This is a genomic window from Tritonibacter mobilis F1926 (assembly GCF_000376545.2).
Classification (GTDB): domain Bacteria; phylum Pseudomonadota; class Alphaproteobacteria; order Rhodobacterales; family Rhodobacteraceae; genus Epibacterium; species Epibacterium mobile.
On record NZ_CP015230.1, the window covers coordinates 2,705,090 to 2,723,250 of the forward strand.

Below are 18,161 nucleotides of genomic sequence, written 5' to 3' on the forward strand. Positions count from 1 at the left end.
AAGCAAGAGACCAGCCAAACCATAGGGCAAAGGATAAAGAATGCGTGACCACGCCGTGTATCCCGAGATACTCAGCCAGGATCTGCTGGAATGGTATGACAGACACGCCCGCCAAATGCCATGGCGCGTTGGTCCAGAGGCGCGCGCCGCTGGCGTGCGGCCCGATCCCTACCGGATCTGGCTCAGCGAGGTGATGCTGCAGCAAACCACCGTGGCCGCCGTCAAAGACTATTTTGAACGCTTCACCCGGCGCTGGCCCACAGTGAGCGACCTCGCCGCCGCTGCCGACGCCGATGTTATGGCTGAATGGGCCGGGCTTGGATATTACGCCCGCGCCCGCAACTTGCTGAAATGTGCCCGCGTGGTGGCCGATGACCTGAGCGGCGTGTTCCCAGACACCTATGAGGGGCTGATCGCGCTCCCTGGTATCGGGCCATATACGGCGGCGGCAATCTCGGCCATTGCCTTTGACCGTCCCGAGACCGTGCTGGATGGCAATGTCGAACGGGTGATGGCGCGGCTTCATGACGAACACGCCCCCCTTCCTGGTGTCAAACCGGTGCTCAAGGACCACGCCGCCCATCTGACCCCCGCCCAGCGCCCCGGTGATTATGCGCAGGCGGTGATGGACCTCGGCGCCACCATCTGCACCCCCAAATCCCCTGCCTGCGGCATTTGCCCGTGGCGCACGCCTTGCCGCGCCCGCCTCAATGGCACCGCCGCCGAGCTGCCCAAGAAAACCCCAAAGAAGCCCAAACCGACCCGGCTTGGCTTTGTCTACATCGCCCGCAACCACGAGGGCGACTGGCTGATGGAGCGGCGCCCCGATAAGGGGCTGTTGGGCGGTATGCTCGGCTGGCCCGGCTCAGACTGGAACGAGGCCCCCACCGAGGCGCCGCCCTTTGAGGCCAATTGGCAGGATCTCGGCGCAGAAGTGCGTCATACCTTCACCCATTTCCACCTGATCTTGCAGGTGCGCATGGCGGAGCTGCCCGCGGGTTTCAATCTCTCTGACGGGCAGGAAATCATCAAACGCCATGACTTCCGCCCCTCGGACCTGCCAACGGTCATGCGCAAAGCATTTGATTTACTGCACCGTTAAATCAACGACTTCCCTCTTGGGCTACAGTCACAACAGCATTAAGCTCCTCAGTCAGACGCGCCTGCTCTGTGGAGAAACATATGACCCAGTTCATTCCGGCCGCCCAGTTGCGCGATTGGCGTCGCGCGCTGCCATTCTGGCTCTCGCTGGCACTGCTGCCGATGGTCTGGATCGGCGCGGTCTATGGCAGCTGGTGGGTGCTGATCCCGCCACTCGCCACGTGGTACCTCTTTGCAGCGCTCGACGGGGTTCTGGGGCTGGAGCTTGCGAACGCCGACCCGCAATCGTCCGAGGCTGACCTCAAATGGTACATTCGCCTTACCACCGCTTGGGTGCCGTTGCAGGTGCTCTGCCTCTTTGGCCTCATCGCCTATGTGAGCGATGCGGACCACCTCAGAAGCATTGAAAAAGTGGGCGTGTTCTTTGGCATGGGGGTGGTGTCGGGCACCATCGGCATCAACTACAGCCATGAGCTGATGCATCAGACCAACCGGTTTGAGCGCTGGATGGCAGATGTCCTCTTGGCCATGGTGCTTTACTCGCATTTTCGCTCGGAACATCTGCTGGTGCATCACCGCTATGTTGCCACCCCCCGTGACCCGGTGACAGCGCGCTATAACGAGGGGTTTCACCGCTTTTACCCAAGGGTGCTTTGGCAATGCTGGCATTCGGCCTTTCGCGCCGAGGCGGATCGCCTGATGCGCAAGGGTCTGCCTTGGTATCACCGCAGCAACCCGTTTCTGCGCTACTGGGCTCTGCAGGCGGTGATGCTGCTCTTGGCGTTCCTGATTGGCGGTGTGTCCGGCGTATTGCTGTTTTTGGTGCAGGCCGGTGTTGCGATTTGGCAGTTGGAACTGGTCAATTACATCGAACACTATGGGCTTACGCGCAAACATCTGGGAGACGGCAAATATGAACACGTCAAGCCGCATCACTCATGGAACGCCGCGCATAAGGCCTCAAACTGGCTGCTGATCAATCTGCAGCGCCATTCGGATCATCACTATAAACCCGACCGGCGGTTTCCGCTGTTACAGAACTATTCCGAGACGGACGCCCCGCAACTGCCCTACGGCTATCCGGTGATGTCCATTGCGGCGATGATCCCGCCCCTGTGGCGGCGCATGATGAACCCAAAGGTCCGGCGCTGGCGCAAGCAGTACTACCCGGAGATCACCGACTGGAAACCTTATAACCGGCACCAAAACCCGATGCCGCGATAGCATCGGATGCCGCGCGAAGGTCTGTCCAGCCCCTAACGTCGGTTGGCCAGACGCTCATACTCCTGATCCTGCGCCGCCTCGCGCAACGCGATATTGCTGCGCGTCCTGAACCCATCCATGCTGGCCTTCAGTGCCGCCGAATCCTGCGCCAATGCATCCGTGGTGCTGGACACTGTGCCCGCCTGCCCGGCGCTGTTTTGGATATATTGGTCCAGCCGCTCCATCCGCTCGCTGATGTTTTCAAGCTGGCCGGATTGTTCAAAAATCACGCCATCGACCTCTTGCATGATCCGCGCGACACTGTCCGCGCTCGCGCAGATACTATTGAGCCGCTCGCCGGTCTGATGCACCAATTTGCTGCCCTCGATCACATGTTCGGAACTTGTGGCAATCAGCTTTTTGATGTCATCCGCCGCATCCGTGGCCCGGCTGGCAAGGCCACGCACCTCTGATGCGACCACCGCAAAGCCCCTGCCCGCCTCGCCCGCGCGCGCGGCCTCGACGCCCGCATTAAGCGCAAGCAATGTGGTCTGAAAGCTGATCTCGTCGATCACATCGACGATCTTGTTGATCTGGCTGGAGGATTGCTCGATCCGCTCGACCGCAAGGATCGCATCCCGAACCACCGCGCCGCCTTCTTCCGCCACCACGCGGTTGGCCTCGATCTGCTTGGCCGCGTCCGCGACCTTCTCGCTGGTCAGCCGGGTGCTGCTGGTCACGCTGTTCACAGAGGTCACGGTCTCATTAAAGGTGCTGGCCTGTTCGCCGGAGCGATGCGCCATATCACGGGTCATCTGCGCGGTCTCCGCCATCTTGGCATCCACCGAATGCGCCCGCCGGGTCGCGTCAGACAAGATCCCCGACCAATGATCCAACAGGTGATTATAGGACAGGCGCACATTGTCGAACCGCTCCGGCAGCCCGTTCTCCTCGACGCCCGGCATCTGAGAGGTCAGATCGCCTGTCTCAAGCCGCTGAATGCCCTGCGTCATGATCGTGAGCGCCTTTTCACGCTCCTGCATCTGCGCATTGATAAACCCCGCGATCACCCGCTCGCAATCAAACAGGATCAGCCGCTGCAACACACGCGCCTGACTGTTGCGCGCCTTGGCACCGCGCCAGCCGTTTTTCTGCGATTGCACCACATCCAGAATGCGGTCCCCCACGGTGGCATAGCCCCCCAGAAACAGATGAAACGGCAGATCGACCTCAAAATGCACCCGCCCGACCTTATCGGCGGAGGCCATATAGCTTTCGTCAAACCGACCGGAAAACAGCTTTATCCAATGGGCGCGTTGCGCCGCCTTGGCATGGGCAACAATGTGTTCGGTGGGAAAATACCCTTTGGTTTCCGCGCGTGCGAGGCACAGCTCATAGAACTCATCAAGCACTTGATCGATATGGCGCTCCACGAGGGACGCCATGTCGACAATGGTGGAGCGAGCTTCCTCGCCCAGTCCGAACCAGACGAAGAGTTCGTCCCGATGGGTCTGCGACATTATAATAGCCTTTTAAAGATGCTGCCGCGACCATAGCCTCAGACCCTTAAGGAATAGCTTATCAAAGCGCGCGCAAGGCCCAGACCGTCATCGGTTCCTGCAGGCCGCGAATGCTTTGCTCATCCGCGCGGGTAAAGCCCTGCACCAGCGCCTCAGCGCCGCCCTCCTGATGCACTTGCCTGCACAGCGCGTCGCTCATCACGATCCGCGCCTGCATCACACGGGTCATTGCCTCCAGTCTGGAAGCGATGTTCACCGCCGTGCCGATCACCGCATATTCCAGCCGGTTTGCACCGATATCGCCTTGAACTGCCTCACCAAAATGAATGCCAATCCCGGCGTGGATCTCCGGCTCGCCCGCTTGGCGACGTTCCGCATTCCACTGATCCAGCACCACACACATCGCCCGCGCGCAGGCCAGCGCGTCCGAGGCATCGCGCTCTCCGACAACAGGCGTGCCGAAGGTCGCCATCAAGCCATCGCCCAGATATTTGTCCAACGTGCCGCCGTGGCGAAACACCTCCTGCTCCATGCGCCCGTGAAACCCACGCAAAAGCTCAATCACCTCGACCGCGTCTTTCTGCTCTGCCAGTCGGGTAAAGCCGATGATATCGATAAACAGCACCGCAATGCGCGAGGTCCGCACCTGGCTCAATGCGTCGTCATTTTGCGACAGCTGCTCCACCACATTGGGCGAGAAATACCGCGACAGATTGGCCCGTTCCCGCGCCAGATCAGCGTTTTGGTCCAGCATCAGATAAAACCGCCGGGTGGACTGGGCAAGGATCGCCGCCACCATCAAGAACACCATCGCTTCTTGGATGCGGAACTTAAACCCGACGTCATTGGGATCATAAAGCTCAAGCAGCTCCGGCCACTCCGCCAGCGCCACCGAAAGACGCTGCGCGATCTCTTCATTTGGGGTGCCAAACAGCCACATCAGCCCCGATCCGCCGAGCCAGATCACACTGGCCCAAAGCCCCATCCCTAGCACCGTGCGCCAGCTATAGGCCAATGTGCCCGCTGCCAGAATGATAAAGAAATACATAAAGTTATCATACTGATAGAGGATCGGCACCGGCATCTCGCTGGGGCTGAAGGGATTGGGAAACACCATGCCGAATGTCATCAGCACAAGGTCGAACATGATCAATCCGACCTCCGCATGCGACCGCCCCACCCGCGCAAATCGGCGAATAAAGAACCCGTTGATGCACAGCACCCCGAGAAGCGCGACATAATAAAGCTGCGAGGGATGCGGATAGACCGAAAACAGAAAGACCGCGACGATGGGCATAATGATCCAGCGCGCCAGAACCGCCATCTCCACGCCGCGCCTTTTGTGTTCCTCCAGCGCCTCGCGGATGTGTTTTGTCTCCAGCGCGTCATCCTGCAATATCGGATCACTGGATGCGCGCGCAGAAGCAACGGGTGCGGTGGTGGTGGCTTCAGCCATCCGGCCCTCCCTTGGGGATTTTTATTGTATGAAACGGCTTGCCCCTAAATAGGGATATGGCGGGCAGGTTACACGCGCCAATTGTCGCAAAACATGCAAAAAACCCCGCCAAATCGGCGGGGCAAGGTGCAGCGCGCTGAACCCTGAGGCAGCGCACTGTCGGCGTTCGAATAAATTCGGAATTTGGCTAAAGTGCCGATCAGGCCTGCATTTCAGCCCGGATCTGCTGGCGCAGCACATCAATCGGAACGGTTTTCCCGTCCTTCTTAAAGCACCAGTAGGTCCAGCCATTGCAGGACGGCGCATTCTCAAGATGCGCGCCCACCTGATGGATCGAGCCTTTGATGTTGTCCCCGATCAGGGTGCCATCCGCGCGCACCTTCGCCTTGTGGCGACGGTTCATCGAATAAAGCTCCTCGCCCGGACGCAGCATACCGCGCTCGACCAGCTGGCCAAAAGGAACCCGCGGCTCTGCCCGTTTGGAGGCCGAGACCTGCAGCGCCTCACGGTCGAATTTGCGCACGTTCTTGATGCGCTCTTCGGCAACCTTGCGGTAGCTCTCTTCGCGCTCAATGCCGATGAACTCACGCCCCAGCATCTTGGCCACCGCGCCGGTGGTGCCAGTGCCAAAGAACGGGTCCAGAACCACGTCACCGGGGTTGGTGGAGCCCACCAGAATACGGTGCAACAGCGCTTCGGGTTTCTGGGTCGGATGCGCCTTGTCGCCATTGGCATCCTTGAGACGCTCATGGCCGGTACAGATCGGCATCACCCAGTCCGAGCGCATCTGGATGCCCTCGTTCAGCGCCTTCAGCGCCTCATAGTTGAAGGTATATTTGCCACCTTCGGATTTCGACGCCCAGATCATCGTCTCATGGGCGTTGGTGTAGCGTTTGCCACGGAAGTTCGGCATCGGGTTCGACTTGCGCCACACCACGTCATTCAGAATCCAGAAGCCCTCGTCCTGCAAGGCAGAGCCCACGCGGAAGATGTTGTGGTAGGACCCAATCACCCAAAGCGCACCATTGGGCTTCAGGATGCGGCGGGCCTCTTTCAGCCACGCACGCGTGAACTGGTCGTAAACGCCGAAACTGGAAAACTGGTCCCATTCGTCGTCGACCGCATCAACGCGGGAGTTATCAGGGCGGTGCAACTGCCCTTTGAGCTGGAGATTGTAGGGCGGATCCGCGAAGATCATGTCGATCGAATTGGAGGGCAGGCTTGCCATCCTCTCGATACAGTCGCCATCAAGAATCGTGTTTAAAGGGAGCGCCGTGGCGGCGCCCTTCGCGATGGTTTTGTTCATTTGCTCTGCCTCGATAACCACGGCGCTTTTGCGCTCATTCTGGTTGTCCACAGGATGAGTCATCCCGGATTCGAGGTCAATTTGTTTTTTGAATCAGCGGACTACGGTTCACTCTTGATACAAGATATTGTGGACCGGTTTAAACGACCTTCTATGGTGAGGGGTAACCCCTATTTTTATGAGCGCCTCGCGGTGTTGTTTCGACGGATAGCCCGCATTTCGCTCCCAACCATATCCCGGAAACTGTTGCGCTAAATCCACCATGATGCGATCGCGTGCTTCTTTGGCCAGAATTGAAGCCGCAGCAATTGACAGGGATCGACCGTCCCCTTTGACCACCGCTTCAGCCGGAATGCGCAAATCGCGCGGGATCAGATTTCCGTCGATCAACAGGTAATCCGGCTGTGGATCGAGGGCGGCCACCGCGCGCTCCATCGCCAGATGCGACGCACGCAAGATATTGTGGTGGTCGATCTCTTCCACCGAGGCATGCGCCACCGCGTAACACGCCCGCGCCATGATTTCTGGTTCAAGTGCTGCACGCCTGCGTGGCGTCAGCTTCTTGGAATCGTTGAGCCCCTCTGGCAGCGCCGCAAAGTCCAACACCACAGCCGCCGCCGTCACCGGCCCCGCCAATGGGCCACGCCCGACCTCATCGACACCTGCAATCCGCGTATAGCCGCGCGACAAGGCGACCTGCTCTAATGATAAATCCGGAGTATCCATGCCCTTCACTGCCCCCGTTTCACCGTGCCGCGCAAGGGTTTCGGCACAAAAAAGGGGCGCAGGATGCGCCCCAGTTGACTGCTCTCGAACCTCACCGTTGGCGCTTAGCGACGCACCAGACGGTATCCGTGTTTGCGCAGGCAGCCCGGACGGTAGCCACGGCGGCTCTGATTGCGGTTGTCAAACTCCGCATAGCAGCGGTTCGGCAGTTCGCGCACATAGTCGTAGTTGCGACGCAGGCAGCGCATGCCGAGGAGGTTGCGGTCCTTACCACGCACCCGGATGCTGGTCAGACATTGCGCCGGCAGGTCATAGCGACGCACGCGCGGCGGCAGCGGCTTTGGTCCCGGCAGGGGCTCCACATGGGGCGGGCGGCGGCGGTCTTTCTTGCTGTCATTGATCGCAGCGCCAATGATGCCGAGAATCGCAGCCCCTGCGATGAACTTGGCAATATCATCACTGTCGGCGCGGGCTGGCGCGGCAGAGAAGCCAGTGATCGCCATGGCGGTGGCAATCACGGCGGCAATGAATTTACGGTGGAGTTTACGAGAAGAAGACGCGAGGCGGGTCATATCGATTTATCCTATGTGGGTGCATGTGGCGGTTGGCAATCAACCGGATGCCCCAAGCCTCGCCCCGAGCGCCGCAGACAGGCAATAACGCCCGCTTGTTATCAAATATCAGCGCCGCAACACCCTGTTGTCATTGAATATCAGCGGCACCGACTGCATGATGAACACATGACACACATTCGCAAAATCCCCGCCCTTCTGCTGCTCCTTGCAGCCCTCGCGCAGCCCGCGCATGCGGCCGGGTGCTATGCCGATTACAAGGCAAAACAGGACCAGCCGCTCAAGCTCCATTACGGTGTGATGGAACTCTCCGGGGCCTGCTCCAAATCCGCCGCCCGCGATGAGGTGGCCGCCCGTCTGCAACGCGCAGGCTGGACGCTTCTGAACGTCCTGTCCGTTTTTGGCCCCGAGGGGCTCGACAAAAGGAAAGCGGATGCCGGATCCAACTTTCTCCGTTTCTGAGGTTCGCAACGCCGGGTCCCGGGTGATCGCCCTCGGGATCTGCGCCATCGTGGCGCTTTTGGTGGTCGCGGGCACGGTGCTGCTCCTGACCCTGCCCGATGGCAACGCGTTCAACGCCCGGATCGAACGGCTCTTTGTGGAAAACGACCTCACCACCCAGGCCGAGGTCAAACTGCTGGAGATCCTCGCCCAGAGCGGCACCGCCTTTGCCGACACGCTGGCAAGCTATCGCATGGTGATCTTTGTGCTTCTGGTCTTTGCCACCGCGATGATGATTGCCGCTCTGGTGGTGCTGGCGATGCTGGTGATGCTGAACCGGCGCATGGCGCAGATCGAACGCGCCGGGATTCAGGTGACCGAACTGCTGATCAGCCGCGAGGAAAACACCGTCTATCTGAACAATATGGGCTTCAAGCTCACCAAGGCCGCGATGGAAACGCTGTCGGTGCTGGCTGAGGCGCGGCTTGATGATGATGTGCTCTCGGGCGCTGAAATCGAGGCGGTGATTTCCGGCAAATCCAGCAGTGACTGCGAAGAGGCCGCCGGAGCCACGCGGATCAAACGCCTGCGCGACACCCTTGGCAATCAGATGATCAGCGAGTTGTTGGTCAAGAACATCGCCAAACGCGGCTATGTGCTAGCGATCAACAAGGATGTCATCCGTATGGTGTGACGCCCGCCCGGTCCCCCTCCGTCACCCCGGATACGCAAAAGGCGGGGGCGCTCCCGCCCGTCGTCTGTGAATTGAAAATTCCCATCCGCCCGTTGGGCCCGGCAGGCCGCGCCGAAGGCGCGGCCTGCCCCCCGGCGACGTGCACCGCACGGCGCAATTCCTCAAATGTGATCCCCGCTGCGGGCGAAGGGGCTGGAAATCCGCCGCAAACCTTCCCATATTAGGAAGGCTAGCTTTGGACAGATACACCCCATGAACATTCAGGTCTCGCCGCGCAGCGGTTACGGTATCCTTGTGGAGCAACTGGACGGCCCGGTTGCTGCCTATCACGGCGACACGCTGCTCGCGCAGAGCAGCCGTGCCAAGGTGATGTATGAAACCCGCCTCTCCCCCGTGGTCTATTTCCCCAAGGAAGACCTGCTGGTGGATATGGACAAGGCCTGCAGCAAGACCACTTTCTGTCCCTTCAAGGGCACCGCCCATTACCGCGACCTGATCCTGCCCGGCAAGAAGGAGCTGTGCAGCGCGGTCTGGAGCTATGACGAAACCCTGCCCGAGGCGCGCCAGATCACAGGTCATATCGGCTTCATCCCCGAGGCGCTCGACCGGCTGGATCTGGGTCCAAACCGCCTGCAAGCGCCCGATGACGGCAATATCTCCGGCCCATTGGTGGACTGGCTCCTGCGCGAGGCGGCCTTCCTGCCCTCACCCGAGGAGTTCACCCAGGCCTTCGTCGCCAAACTGCACGAACAAGGCCTGCCCGTCAGCCGTCTGACCATCCTCGCCTGGGCCCTGCATCCCCGGATCGCGGGCCACCATTACCTGTGGGGAAAAGGCGTACCGGGGGTGGAGACGTTTTCGCCCTCCTACGAGATCCACGAAAAGCCGGAGTTCAAGAACTCTCCGCTGCGCCATGTGTCCAAGGGGCTTGGCGGACTGCGCTACCGATTGACCGGCGCGACCCCGCCCGAGGACTTCCCGATCCTGCGCGATCTGCGCGACCGCGGCATGACCGATTATGTCGCCATGCCGCTGCCATTCTCGGACGGGCGGATCAATGTGCTGACCGTCGCATCAGACGCCGCCGAAGGCTTCAGCACTGCTGATCTGGGGTTGATCTTTGAATGCTCTGCGGTGATTGCGCGCTATTACGAGGTCTTCATGCAGCGTGAAAACGCGCAGGCCGTGCTGGAAACCTATGTGGGCAAACGCTCCGGTGCGCGGGTGCTTGGGGGCAACATCCGCCGGGGTGAGGGCGATGAGATCGATGCTGCGATCATGTTCTGCGATCTGCGCGGCTCCACCCTGCTCGAAGAAACCCTGCCGCGCGACAAATACATCAACCTGCTGAACAGGTTTTTTGAGACCACTTCAGGCCTCGTGCATGAAAACGGCGGCGAGGTGCTGAAATTCATCGGTGACGCGGTGCTGGCAGTGTTCCCGGCGGGCCAGAACCCGGCCGAAGCCCGCGCGCAGGCGCTCGCTGCCGCACGGGCCATTGTCGCCGCGCTGGCGGAAATCACCCCTTGCCCGTCGCTGCCCAATCTGGACTGCGCCATCGGGATTGCCTCGGGGTCGGTGCTCTATGGCAATATCGGCTCGCAGGAGCGGCTGGATTTCACCGTGATCGGTCAGGCCGCCAATATTGCCGCGCGTCTGGGCGATTACGGCAAGACCATTGGCCACCGCATTGTGGTGTCGCGCGACATCCTGACGGAGACTGCCGAGGCCAAGCCGCTGGGACATGTGAAGCTGCACAATGTCTCGCAGCCGGTCGAGAGCTTTGCCATCGCGGCATCACTCTAAGTCGCAAAACCGATTGTCCTAAGCGATCAGCGCCCGCCCCAAGGCCATGCCGGGGCGGGCGCGTGGCTGCCGCTTGCGCGACAGCCAAATCAGGACCTGCCAGACCTTAGATGTCGAACTTCACACCCTGCGCCAGCGGCAATTCCGCAGAATAGTTCACGGTGTTGGTCTGGCGGCGCATGTAGGATTTCCACGCGTCAGAGCCGCTCTCGCGCCCGCCACCGGTTTCCTTCTCGCCGCCAAAGGCACCGCCGATTTCCGCGCCCGACGGGCCGATGTTGACGTTGGCAATGCCGCAATCGGACCCGGCTGCGGTGAGGAAACTCTCCGCCTCGCGCATATTGAGCGTGAACACGCAGGAGCTCAGCCCCTGTGGCACGTCGTTTTGCATATCCACCGCGTCCTCAAAATCGTCATAGCCCATCACATAAAGGATCGGCGCAAAGGTCTCTTCTTTGACCGACGCGCTCTGACCGGGCATCTCGACGATGGCTGGCGCCATATAGACACCACCGGCGGGCACGCCCTCGGTGACGCGCGCGCCACCATGCACGGTGCCGCCCTCGCTCTCGGCCGCCTTCAGCGCCGAGGTCATCGCATCCCCTGCGACCTCGTCCACCAGCGGGCCAACCAGCGTGCCCTCGGCTTGCGGGTCACCAATCGGCAGACCCGCGTAGGCGGCCTTCAGGCGTTTCACCAGATCCTCGCGGATGGAGTTATGCACGATCAGGCGGCGCAGCGAGGTGCAGCGCTGACCGGCGGTGCCCACGGCAGAGAACACAATCGCCCGCACTGCCATTTCCAGATCCGCCGAGGGGGCCACGATCATCGCGTTATTACCACCCAGCTCCAGAATGCATTTGCCGAACCGCTCTGCCACCACAGGTGCCACCGCGCGGCCCATGCGGGTCGACCCCGTGGCCGAAATCACCGGCACAGCGGGGCTGGCGACCAGCACCTTGCCCAGTTCCGCATCGCCAATCAGGGTCTGCAGCAGGCCTTCGGGGGCATCCTCGCCAAAGCGTTTCACCGCGCGTTCAAAGATCTTGGTGCAGGCCAGCGCCGTCAGCGGTGTTTTCTCCGACGGTTTCCAGATCACCGGATCGCCACAGACAATCGCCAGCGCCGCATTCCACGACCAGACCGCAACCGGGAAGTTGAACGCCGAGATCACGCCCACCGGTCCCGAGGGATGCCATGTTTCGCGCATGCTGTGACCGGGACGTTCCGAGGCAATCGTCAGACCATAGAGCTGGCGTGACAGACCCACGGCAAAGTCACAAATGTCGATCATCTCCTGTACTTCGCCAAGGCCTTCAGAGGTGATCTTGCCCGCTTCCCAGCTGACCAGCGCGCCAAGGTCATCCTTGGCGGCGCGCAGCTCCTCACCCAGCAAGCGGATCAGCTCACCGCGACGCGGGGCCGGCACCACGCGCCATGCCTTGAACGCGGACTGCGCGCGTTCCAGAATCGCGGGCATCTCGCTTGCGGGGGTGTCGTGGACCTCGGCCAGCGTGCTGCCATCAATGGGCGAGCGCACCGCGCGGCTGCCACCGCTCAGCTCTGCTGCTGTGAGGTCGAGGTTCTTCAGGATATCGTCTGCTGTTTGTGCCATGTCTTTCATCACTCAGCTGCCAATTTTGTTGTGTCTGTCATGTGGTCAATGTCGCCCGCCCGGTAGAGTTGGCCGAATTCAGTCTCAAGGAACGCCTGAAGGTTCACCTGCTCCTGACGCACAAAGCCGCTGGTGGGCAGGACGCCTTGCCGCACCAGATCCACCACGCCCAGAACGCCTGCGGTGGTGGTCACTTGGATCGCGCTCCATGTCTTGCCGCCGATCTGACGGGAATAGCTCTTGTTGATCAGGCTCTTTTCACGCAGCTCGCCATTGATGCGGCCCCGCGCGGTACAATAGACCAGCACCACGTCCTGATCGGTGCGCGGCAATGCGCTCTCGAAAATCTCTTTCATCAGGTCGCGGCGGCGTTCCAGCCCCAGATCATGCAGCAGCATTTTCAGGATGTCGCAGTGGCCGGGATAGCGGATCGACCGATAAGAGACCGCCCGCGCCTTCCCGTCCAGCGTCTCCGGCAGGGTGCCAAGCCCGCCCGAGGTGTTGAAGCATTCATACTCCACCCCATCAAGGCTCAGACGCTCGTAGTCTTCGAGCGGCGCGGTCTTGGTGCGCGCGCCATTCACGATGGCATCACACGGGTTGCAATACTCGTTGATCAGCCCGTCGGTGGACCAGGTGAGGTTATATTTCAACGCGTTGGTCGGAAACTTCGGCAGCGCGCCCACCCGCATGTGCAGGCTGTCCAGCTCGTCGAATTCTGCCGCCAATGACGCGCCCGCGATGCCCACGAAACCGGGCGCAAGGCCGCTTTGGGGCATGAACACCGTCTTGCTACCTTCGGCCAATTTGCGCACTGCCTCAGTGGCGGCCACATCCTCGGTAAGGTCGAAATAATGCGCGCCCGCCGTTTTGGCGGCCTCAGCTATCATCGGCGTCAAAAAGAACGGCGCGGCAGAGATCACCGCGTCAAAGCCCTGAAGCCCCTTAGCCAGATCCGCCGGATCCTTGGCGTCGATCTGTCGGGTCGGCACGCCCAGATCCGCAACCGCACTCAGCGCGTTCAGATCATGATCCGCAAGCGTGACCTGATAATTGGCGGATGTTTTCAGGAACGTGGCAATCGCCTGACCGATCTTGCCCGCGCCCACGACACAGATGTTCCATTGCATATGACCTGCACCTCCTCTTTGAGACCAGCGTGCAGGTTAAATTGTTCGTTTTGTAGGGTCAGGATTGTCGGAGTGACGTAAAATCGCGCCAAAATGACGGATCAATCGTCATATCGTTCAAACGCGATCAATACGGCGGCCAAAGACCACCAGCGTATTGGTGCGCTGCACGCCCGGAATGCGGCCCACCTCATCGACCAGAATGTCCAGATCCTCGATCCGTGGCGCCTCGGCCGAGACCATCAGATCGTATTCGCCATTGATCGACAGGCACTGGCGAATTTCCGGGTAGGACTCCAGCCGCTTGATAATGCGGCCGGTTTCCTTTTGCTGCACTTCCAACAGCACCACCACCATGACCCGGTTGCCCTCGTCAGGGTCGCGCAGCACCACGGTATAGCCCGCGATGATGCCACGCTCTTCCAGCCGGGTGATGCGCTCATGCACGGTGGTGCGCGCCACCCCCAGCTTTGCCGCCAGTTTGGTGGTGGATTCACGCGCGTTGTGCTGCAAGGCCGCGATGATCCGGCGGTCGAGGTCGTCCACGGATCAGCCTCGCACAAAAATCGGGCGCTGCGGCGTAGAGACATCCGCATCAAACGCATAGCCCCCAACGGTAAAGCCCTTCAGATCATCGGCCTCCGTGATGCCATTCTCCAGCACCCAGCGCGCCATCGCGCCACGCGCCCGTTTGGCGGCAATGCCGATCACTTTACGGCTGCCGCCACGCTCTTCCTCAAAGCGCGGGCTGATCAGCGTCAGATCGCCCAGCGCTTTGGGAGGCACCGCCTTGGCATATTCCTCTGAAGCGAGATTGAGAACGCTGTCCACGCCCTGTTCGCGGGCCTCTTCCACGATGGCTGCGGCGATCTTATCGCCCCAAAACCCATAGAGTGTCCCGGCCGGGTGCCCCGGCGTTTTGCGCCCCATTTCAAGGCGATAGGCCTCGATAGCATCCGTGGGGCGCAACAGCCCATATAGCCCCGACAGAATGCGCAGCCGCCGCTGTGCGGCGCGCCTAGTCACATCGTCAAATGTGGCTGGCTCCAGCTCCTTGTAGACGTCACCGTCAAACATCAGCCCCGCCGCGCAGGTCCCATCGCCATTCCACGCCTGAAACCGCTCTTTATTGAGCTTGGCAAGCGTCGCACTGATCCCCATCAATTTGGCGATCTCATCCTCGGACCACTCACGGGCCACTGCGGCCAGTTCTGCCGCCTCATCAAGGAAACGCGGCACCGTTTGCGCAAGACCACGCGCACGCTCTTCGTTCAGTTTCTTTGCGGGGGACACGATAATGATCAACGGCTGCACTCCTTCGGGATCGCTTTTGCACAGAGTTGTAACGCAATTCGCACGGGTGCCAAGCGCTGCTGCGGCAGGCCCCGGTCAATTCTGGGCGACGCCCTATCCCGCGCCGCGCAGGACGTCCAGAAACGCCGATGCAAAACGTTGCGCGCGGCGCTCTCCCAGCAGCCGCTCCAGCCCCGTCTCATCGTCACTGCGCATCTGCGCCACCTTGGCCAGTTGCGAGGCCGAACAGGTCAGCGGCTTCTGGGTGCCGCATTCGCCGCGTTGCAACCGCGCCTGCACTTCCAGAAGTGTATCGTAAATTGACCCTTGCGCCCGCCCCGCCAGCTTGCGCCGCGCCGGGTGCAGCGCTTCGGCCTCGCCGGTGATGACCCCAAGGAATTCATCGCCGTAGCGGTCCAGTTTCTTTGCCCCAACGCCGGAAATACGCGCCATCTCATCCAGGCTTTGCGGGCGTTTTTCCGCCATCTCGATCAAGGTGCGGTCGGGAAAGATCACATAGGCCGGGACTTTTTGCGCCTCGGCGAGGGCACGCCGCTTGGCCTTCAGCGCCGACAAGAGGGGCGCATCCTCATCCGAAACCAGTGCCTTGACCGCCGGGCGGCGGGTGGCGGATTTGATGGTGTCTTTGCGCAGGGTGATGCTGTCCTCGCCACGCAGGATCGGCAGCGCCGGTTCGGTCATCCTGAGCGCGCCGTGGCGCTCCGGGTCAGGCCGCACCAGATCGCGCCCCATCATCTGGCGGAAGATGGCCTGCCACTCGGGCTTTGAATGCTCGCGCCCGCAGGCAAAAACCGACAGATCGTCATGCCCCTTCTGGCGCACGCGGTCATTGGCGTTGCCGATCAGAATGTCAATGAGATGCCCCGCGCCATAGGTCTCCTCGGTGCGCAGAATGGCCGAGAGCGCCTTTCGCACGGCGGTGGTGCCGTCAAACGTCTCGACCGGCACATCACAAAGATCGCAATTGCCGCAAGGCTGCGCCTCTTCGCCGAAGTAACCCAACAAGGTCTGACGCCGACAGGTCATCGCCTCCGCCAACCCCAGCAATGCGTTGAGCCGCGCGTGATCCGCTCCGCGCCGCTCCGCAGGTGCAAGCCCCTCGTCGATCTGGTTGCGGCGCAGGCGGATGTCTTCGGGACCAAACAGCGTCATCGTCTCGGCCGGTGCCCCATCCCGCCCGGCGCGGCCAATTTCCTGATAATAGGCCTCGATGCTTTTGGGCAGATCCGCATGGGCCACCCAGCGAATGTCGGGCTTGTCGATGCCCATGCCGAACGCAACCGTGGCCACCACGATCAGCCCATCCTCGCGCGCAAAACGCGTCTCGACGATGCGGCGGTCCTCGGCCTCCATACCGCCGTGATAGTGACACGCCACATGGCCCGAGGCCTCGAGCGCGCGGGCGATGTCCTCGGTCTTGGCACGGGTGCCGCAATAGACAATGCCCGACTGGCCGCGCCGCGCATCGGCAAACTCCAGGATCTGCTTGCGCGGGCTGTCCTTGGCGGCAAAGGCGAGGTGGATATTGGGCCGGTCAAAGCCGCGCAAGAAGGCGCGCGGGGCCTCGCCATCAAAGAGCTTCTGGATGATCTCTTGCTGGGTTTCCTGATCCGCTGTCGCGGTAAAGGCCGCCAGCGGCACGCCCAGCGCGCGGCGCAACTCGCCGATGCGCAAATAATCCGGGCGGAAATCATGGCCCCATTGGCTGACGCAATGCGCCTCGTCCACCGCGATCAGCGACACGCCAATGCGGCGCAACATCCCCATGGCGCTGCCTGCGGCCAGCCGTTCGGGCGCCATGTATAATAGCTTCAGTTCGCCCGCCTCGATGGCGTTCCAGACCGCCTCGGTCTCTTCCTCGGTATTGCCAGAGGTGAGCGCCCCGGCACAGACACCGGCCTCCTGCAAGGCGCGGACCTGATCGCGCATCAGCGCGATGAGCGGCGAAATCACCACTGTGATGCCCTGCCGCCTGAGCGCAGGCAATTGGAAACACAGGGATTTGCCGCCCCCCGTGGGCATGATCGCCAGCACGTTTTCGCCTGCGCTCACGGCGTCGACGATCTCTTCCTGTCCGGGGCGAAAGCCGTCGAATCCAAAGATATCGCGCAACAGGGGGATTGCGTCGTGCATAGGGGGCCTGTGGGTTGGTCTGCTCAGGTTATGAGCGGCACAATCCCACAGCTGGAATCGGGGGGCAAGACCCGCCGCGGGCTGCAGCGGTCAATTGGCGCAGGCGCTAGTAGAAGATCGCCGCGTTGTTCACCAAAATGATGCGCAGCGCATAGACGCCGATCAGCACCACCAGCGGGGCCAGATCCAACCCCTGCATATTGGGCAGGATGCGGCGCACTGGCGCGTAGATCGGCTCAAGAATACGGTTCAAGCCATACCAGATCTGCGCCACGAACTGTTGGTTCAGGTTCAGCACCTGGAAATTGATCAGCCAGCTCATGATCACATGGGCAATGATGAAGAACCAGACGATGTCCAGAACCAACATCAGAATTTGAAACAGCGACTGCATCTTTGAACTTTCCTCTTTCGAACCGCACAACAGGTAGGCGTGACGCGCGGATTTCGCAACCCTTCCGCGAGGTCTTAGGTTGACGTGTGGTGAACAGGTGGCATGTAGGGGTGATGTAAACCGGAGCGTTCAGATGTACCCGATAGTCCGCCTGTTGAAAGATGCCGTGATTGCCAGCCGCCAGCCGCGCCTTGCACCGCTCGACACCCATGTGTCGCGCCATCACTGCTGGCCGTGGGATATCGACATCTGGATGGAGCTGAACAATGGCCGCACGCTGACGCTCTATGATTTGGGGCGCACGATGCTGACCCTGCGCACCGGGCTTGCCGGAGTATTAAAACGCGAAGGCTGGGCCGTGGCCGTGGCGGGCACCTCGATCCGCTATCGCCGCCGCATCAAAGCCTTTGAACGGTTTGAGATGAAAAGCCGCGCCATCGGCTGGGACGACCGTTTCATCTATGTGGAACAGGGCATGTGGAAGGCGAACGGCGACTGCGCCAACCACGCGCTCTTGCGCACGGTGGTGACCGACAAGAACGGCATCGTGCCACCCGAACGGGTGATCAAGGCGTGGAAACAGGACATCAATAGCCCCACGCTGCCCGATTGGGTGCAGGCGTGGTGCGACGCGGAAGACAAACGCCCCTGGCCGCCGATGGCGGATGAAGATGCCGGGAGAGGCGACGTGAGGCTTGCAAGCGCCTCCTGACCCCTGCCATAGCTAGACCAAACAGTGCATTGAGGCAT

Annotated in this window: 17 protein-coding genes; 6 read left to right on the forward strand and 11 right to left on the reverse strand. The window is 61.2% G+C overall.

Annotation, left to right across the window (positions count from 1 at the left end; genetic code table 11):
- Positions 1 to 40: 40 nt before the first annotated feature.
- Both mutY and K529_RS12820 read left to right on the forward strand, forming a co-directional pair.
- Positions 41 to 1,102: an A/G-specific adenine glycosylase gene (gene mutY, locus K529_RS12815; RefSeq protein ID WP_046002756.1), complete on the forward strand. Its 1,062-nt coding sequence runs from the start codon at positions 41 to 43 to the stop codon at positions 1,100 to 1,102.
- An 80-nt stretch (positions 1,103 to 1,182) separates the two neighbouring features.
- On the forward strand, positions 1,183 to 2,325 hold the full coding sequence (locus K529_RS12820; protein WP_005660953.1) for an alkane 1-monooxygenase: 1,143 nt from the start codon (positions 1,183 to 1,185) through the stop codon (positions 2,323 to 2,325).
- 32 nt (positions 2,326 to 2,357) lie between these two features.
- Here K529_RS12820 and K529_RS12825 read toward each other — a convergent pair whose 3' ends face one another.
- The 5 genes from K529_RS12825 to K529_RS12845 form a co-directional block, all read right to left on the reverse strand.
- Positions 2,358 to 3,824, reverse strand: a complete 1,467-nt coding sequence (locus K529_RS12825) for a globin-coupled sensor protein (RefSeq protein ID WP_046002755.1) — start codon at positions 3,822 to 3,824, stop codon at positions 2,358 to 2,360.
- A 61-nt stretch (positions 3,825 to 3,885) separates the two neighbouring features.
- A complete protein-coding gene (locus K529_RS12830; protein ID WP_005624304.1) occupies positions 3,886 to 5,280 on the reverse strand; it encodes an adenylate/guanylate cyclase domain-containing protein in 1,395 nt (464 codons plus the stop codon).
- Between the two features lie 199 nt (positions 5,281 to 5,479).
- Positions 5,480 to 6,586 (reverse strand): site-specific DNA-methyltransferase, encoded by a 1,107-nt coding sequence (locus K529_RS12835; protein WP_005624306.1) that lies wholly within the window; start codon positions 6,584 to 6,586, stop codon positions 5,480 to 5,482.
- A gap of 108 nt (positions 6,587 to 6,694) precedes the next feature.
- Positions 6,695 to 7,312, reverse strand: a complete 618-nt coding sequence (locus K529_RS12840; protein WP_040642570.1) for a ribonuclease HII — start codon at positions 7,310 to 7,312, stop codon at positions 6,695 to 6,697.
- 104 nt (positions 7,313 to 7,416) lie between these two features.
- Complete coding sequence (locus K529_RS12845) at positions 7,417 to 7,884, reverse strand: hypothetical protein (RefSeq protein WP_005624310.1); 468 nt, start codon at positions 7,882 to 7,884, stop codon at positions 7,417 to 7,419.
- A 168-nt stretch (positions 7,885 to 8,052) separates the two neighbouring features.
- Here K529_RS12845 and K529_RS12850 point away from each other — a divergent pair, with 168 nt between their 5' ends.
- The 3 genes from K529_RS12850 to K529_RS12860 all read left to right on the forward strand — a co-directional run bounded on the left by K529_RS12850 (position 8,053) and on the right by K529_RS12860 (position 10,825).
- Positions 8,053 to 8,346 carry a hypothetical protein gene (locus K529_RS12850; RefSeq protein WP_005624313.1) on the forward strand — a complete coding sequence of 98 codons (294 nt, stop codon included), beginning with the start codon at positions 8,053 to 8,055 and terminating at the stop codon, positions 8,344 to 8,346.
- Positions 8,318 to 9,019 (forward strand): winged helix-turn-helix domain-containing protein, encoded by a 702-nt coding sequence (locus K529_RS12855; protein ID WP_005624316.1) that lies wholly within the window; start codon positions 8,318 to 8,320, stop codon positions 9,017 to 9,019. Before K529_RS12850 ends, K529_RS12855 begins: the two co-directional genes overlap by 29 nt.
- Before the next feature lie 252 nt (positions 9,020 to 9,271).
- Entirely contained in the window at positions 9,272 to 10,825 is a 1,554-nt protein-coding gene (locus K529_RS12860; protein ID WP_046002754.1) for a DUF427 domain-containing protein, read from the forward strand.
- A gap of 106 nt (positions 10,826 to 10,931) precedes the next feature.
- Here the strand turns inward: K529_RS12860 and amaB are convergent, their stop codons facing one another.
- From amaB to K529_RS12890, 6 genes are all read right to left on the reverse strand, one after another.
- Positions 10,932 to 12,440 carry an L-piperidine-6-carboxylate dehydrogenase gene (gene amaB / locus K529_RS12865; protein WP_046002772.1) on the reverse strand — a complete coding sequence of 503 codons (1,509 nt, stop codon included), beginning with the start codon at positions 12,438 to 12,440 and terminating at the stop codon, positions 10,932 to 10,934.
- 8 nt (positions 12,441 to 12,448) lie between these two features.
- Positions 12,449 to 13,570 carry a saccharopine dehydrogenase family protein gene (locus tag K529_RS12870; RefSeq protein ID WP_005637688.1) on the reverse strand — a complete coding sequence of 374 codons (1,122 nt, stop codon included), beginning with the start codon at positions 13,568 to 13,570 and terminating at the stop codon, positions 12,449 to 12,451.
- Between the two features lie 117 nt (positions 13,571 to 13,687).
- Positions 13,688 to 14,116: an Lrp/AsnC family transcriptional regulator gene (locus K529_RS12875; protein ID WP_005637684.1), complete on the reverse strand. Its 429-nt coding sequence runs from the start codon at positions 14,114 to 14,116 to the stop codon at positions 13,688 to 13,690.
- Between the two features lie 3 nt (positions 14,117 to 14,119).
- Complete coding sequence (locus K529_RS12880) at positions 14,120 to 14,875, reverse strand: YaaA family protein (protein WP_005637681.1); 756 nt, start codon at positions 14,873 to 14,875, stop codon at positions 14,120 to 14,122.
- A 102-nt stretch (positions 14,876 to 14,977) separates the two neighbouring features.
- A complete protein-coding gene (gene recQ / locus K529_RS12885; RefSeq protein ID WP_046002753.1) occupies positions 14,978 to 17,017 on the reverse strand; it encodes a DNA helicase RecQ in 2,040 nt (679 codons plus the stop codon).
- 106 nt (positions 17,018 to 17,123) lie between these two features.
- The gene (locus K529_RS12890; protein ID WP_005653999.1) at positions 17,124 to 17,411 is read right to left on the reverse strand and encodes a YggT family protein; all 288 of its coding nucleotides are present in this window, start codon (positions 17,409 to 17,411) and stop codon (positions 17,124 to 17,126) included.
- A 133-nt stretch (positions 17,412 to 17,544) separates the two neighbouring features.
- On the opposite strand from K529_RS12890, the gene K529_RS12895 reads away from it, so the two are divergent.
- Complete coding sequence (locus K529_RS12895; protein ID WP_005653997.1) at positions 17,545 to 18,123, forward strand: acyl-CoA thioesterase; 579 nt, start codon at positions 17,545 to 17,547, stop codon at positions 18,121 to 18,123.
- Positions 18,124 to 18,161 lie beyond the last annotated feature (38 nt).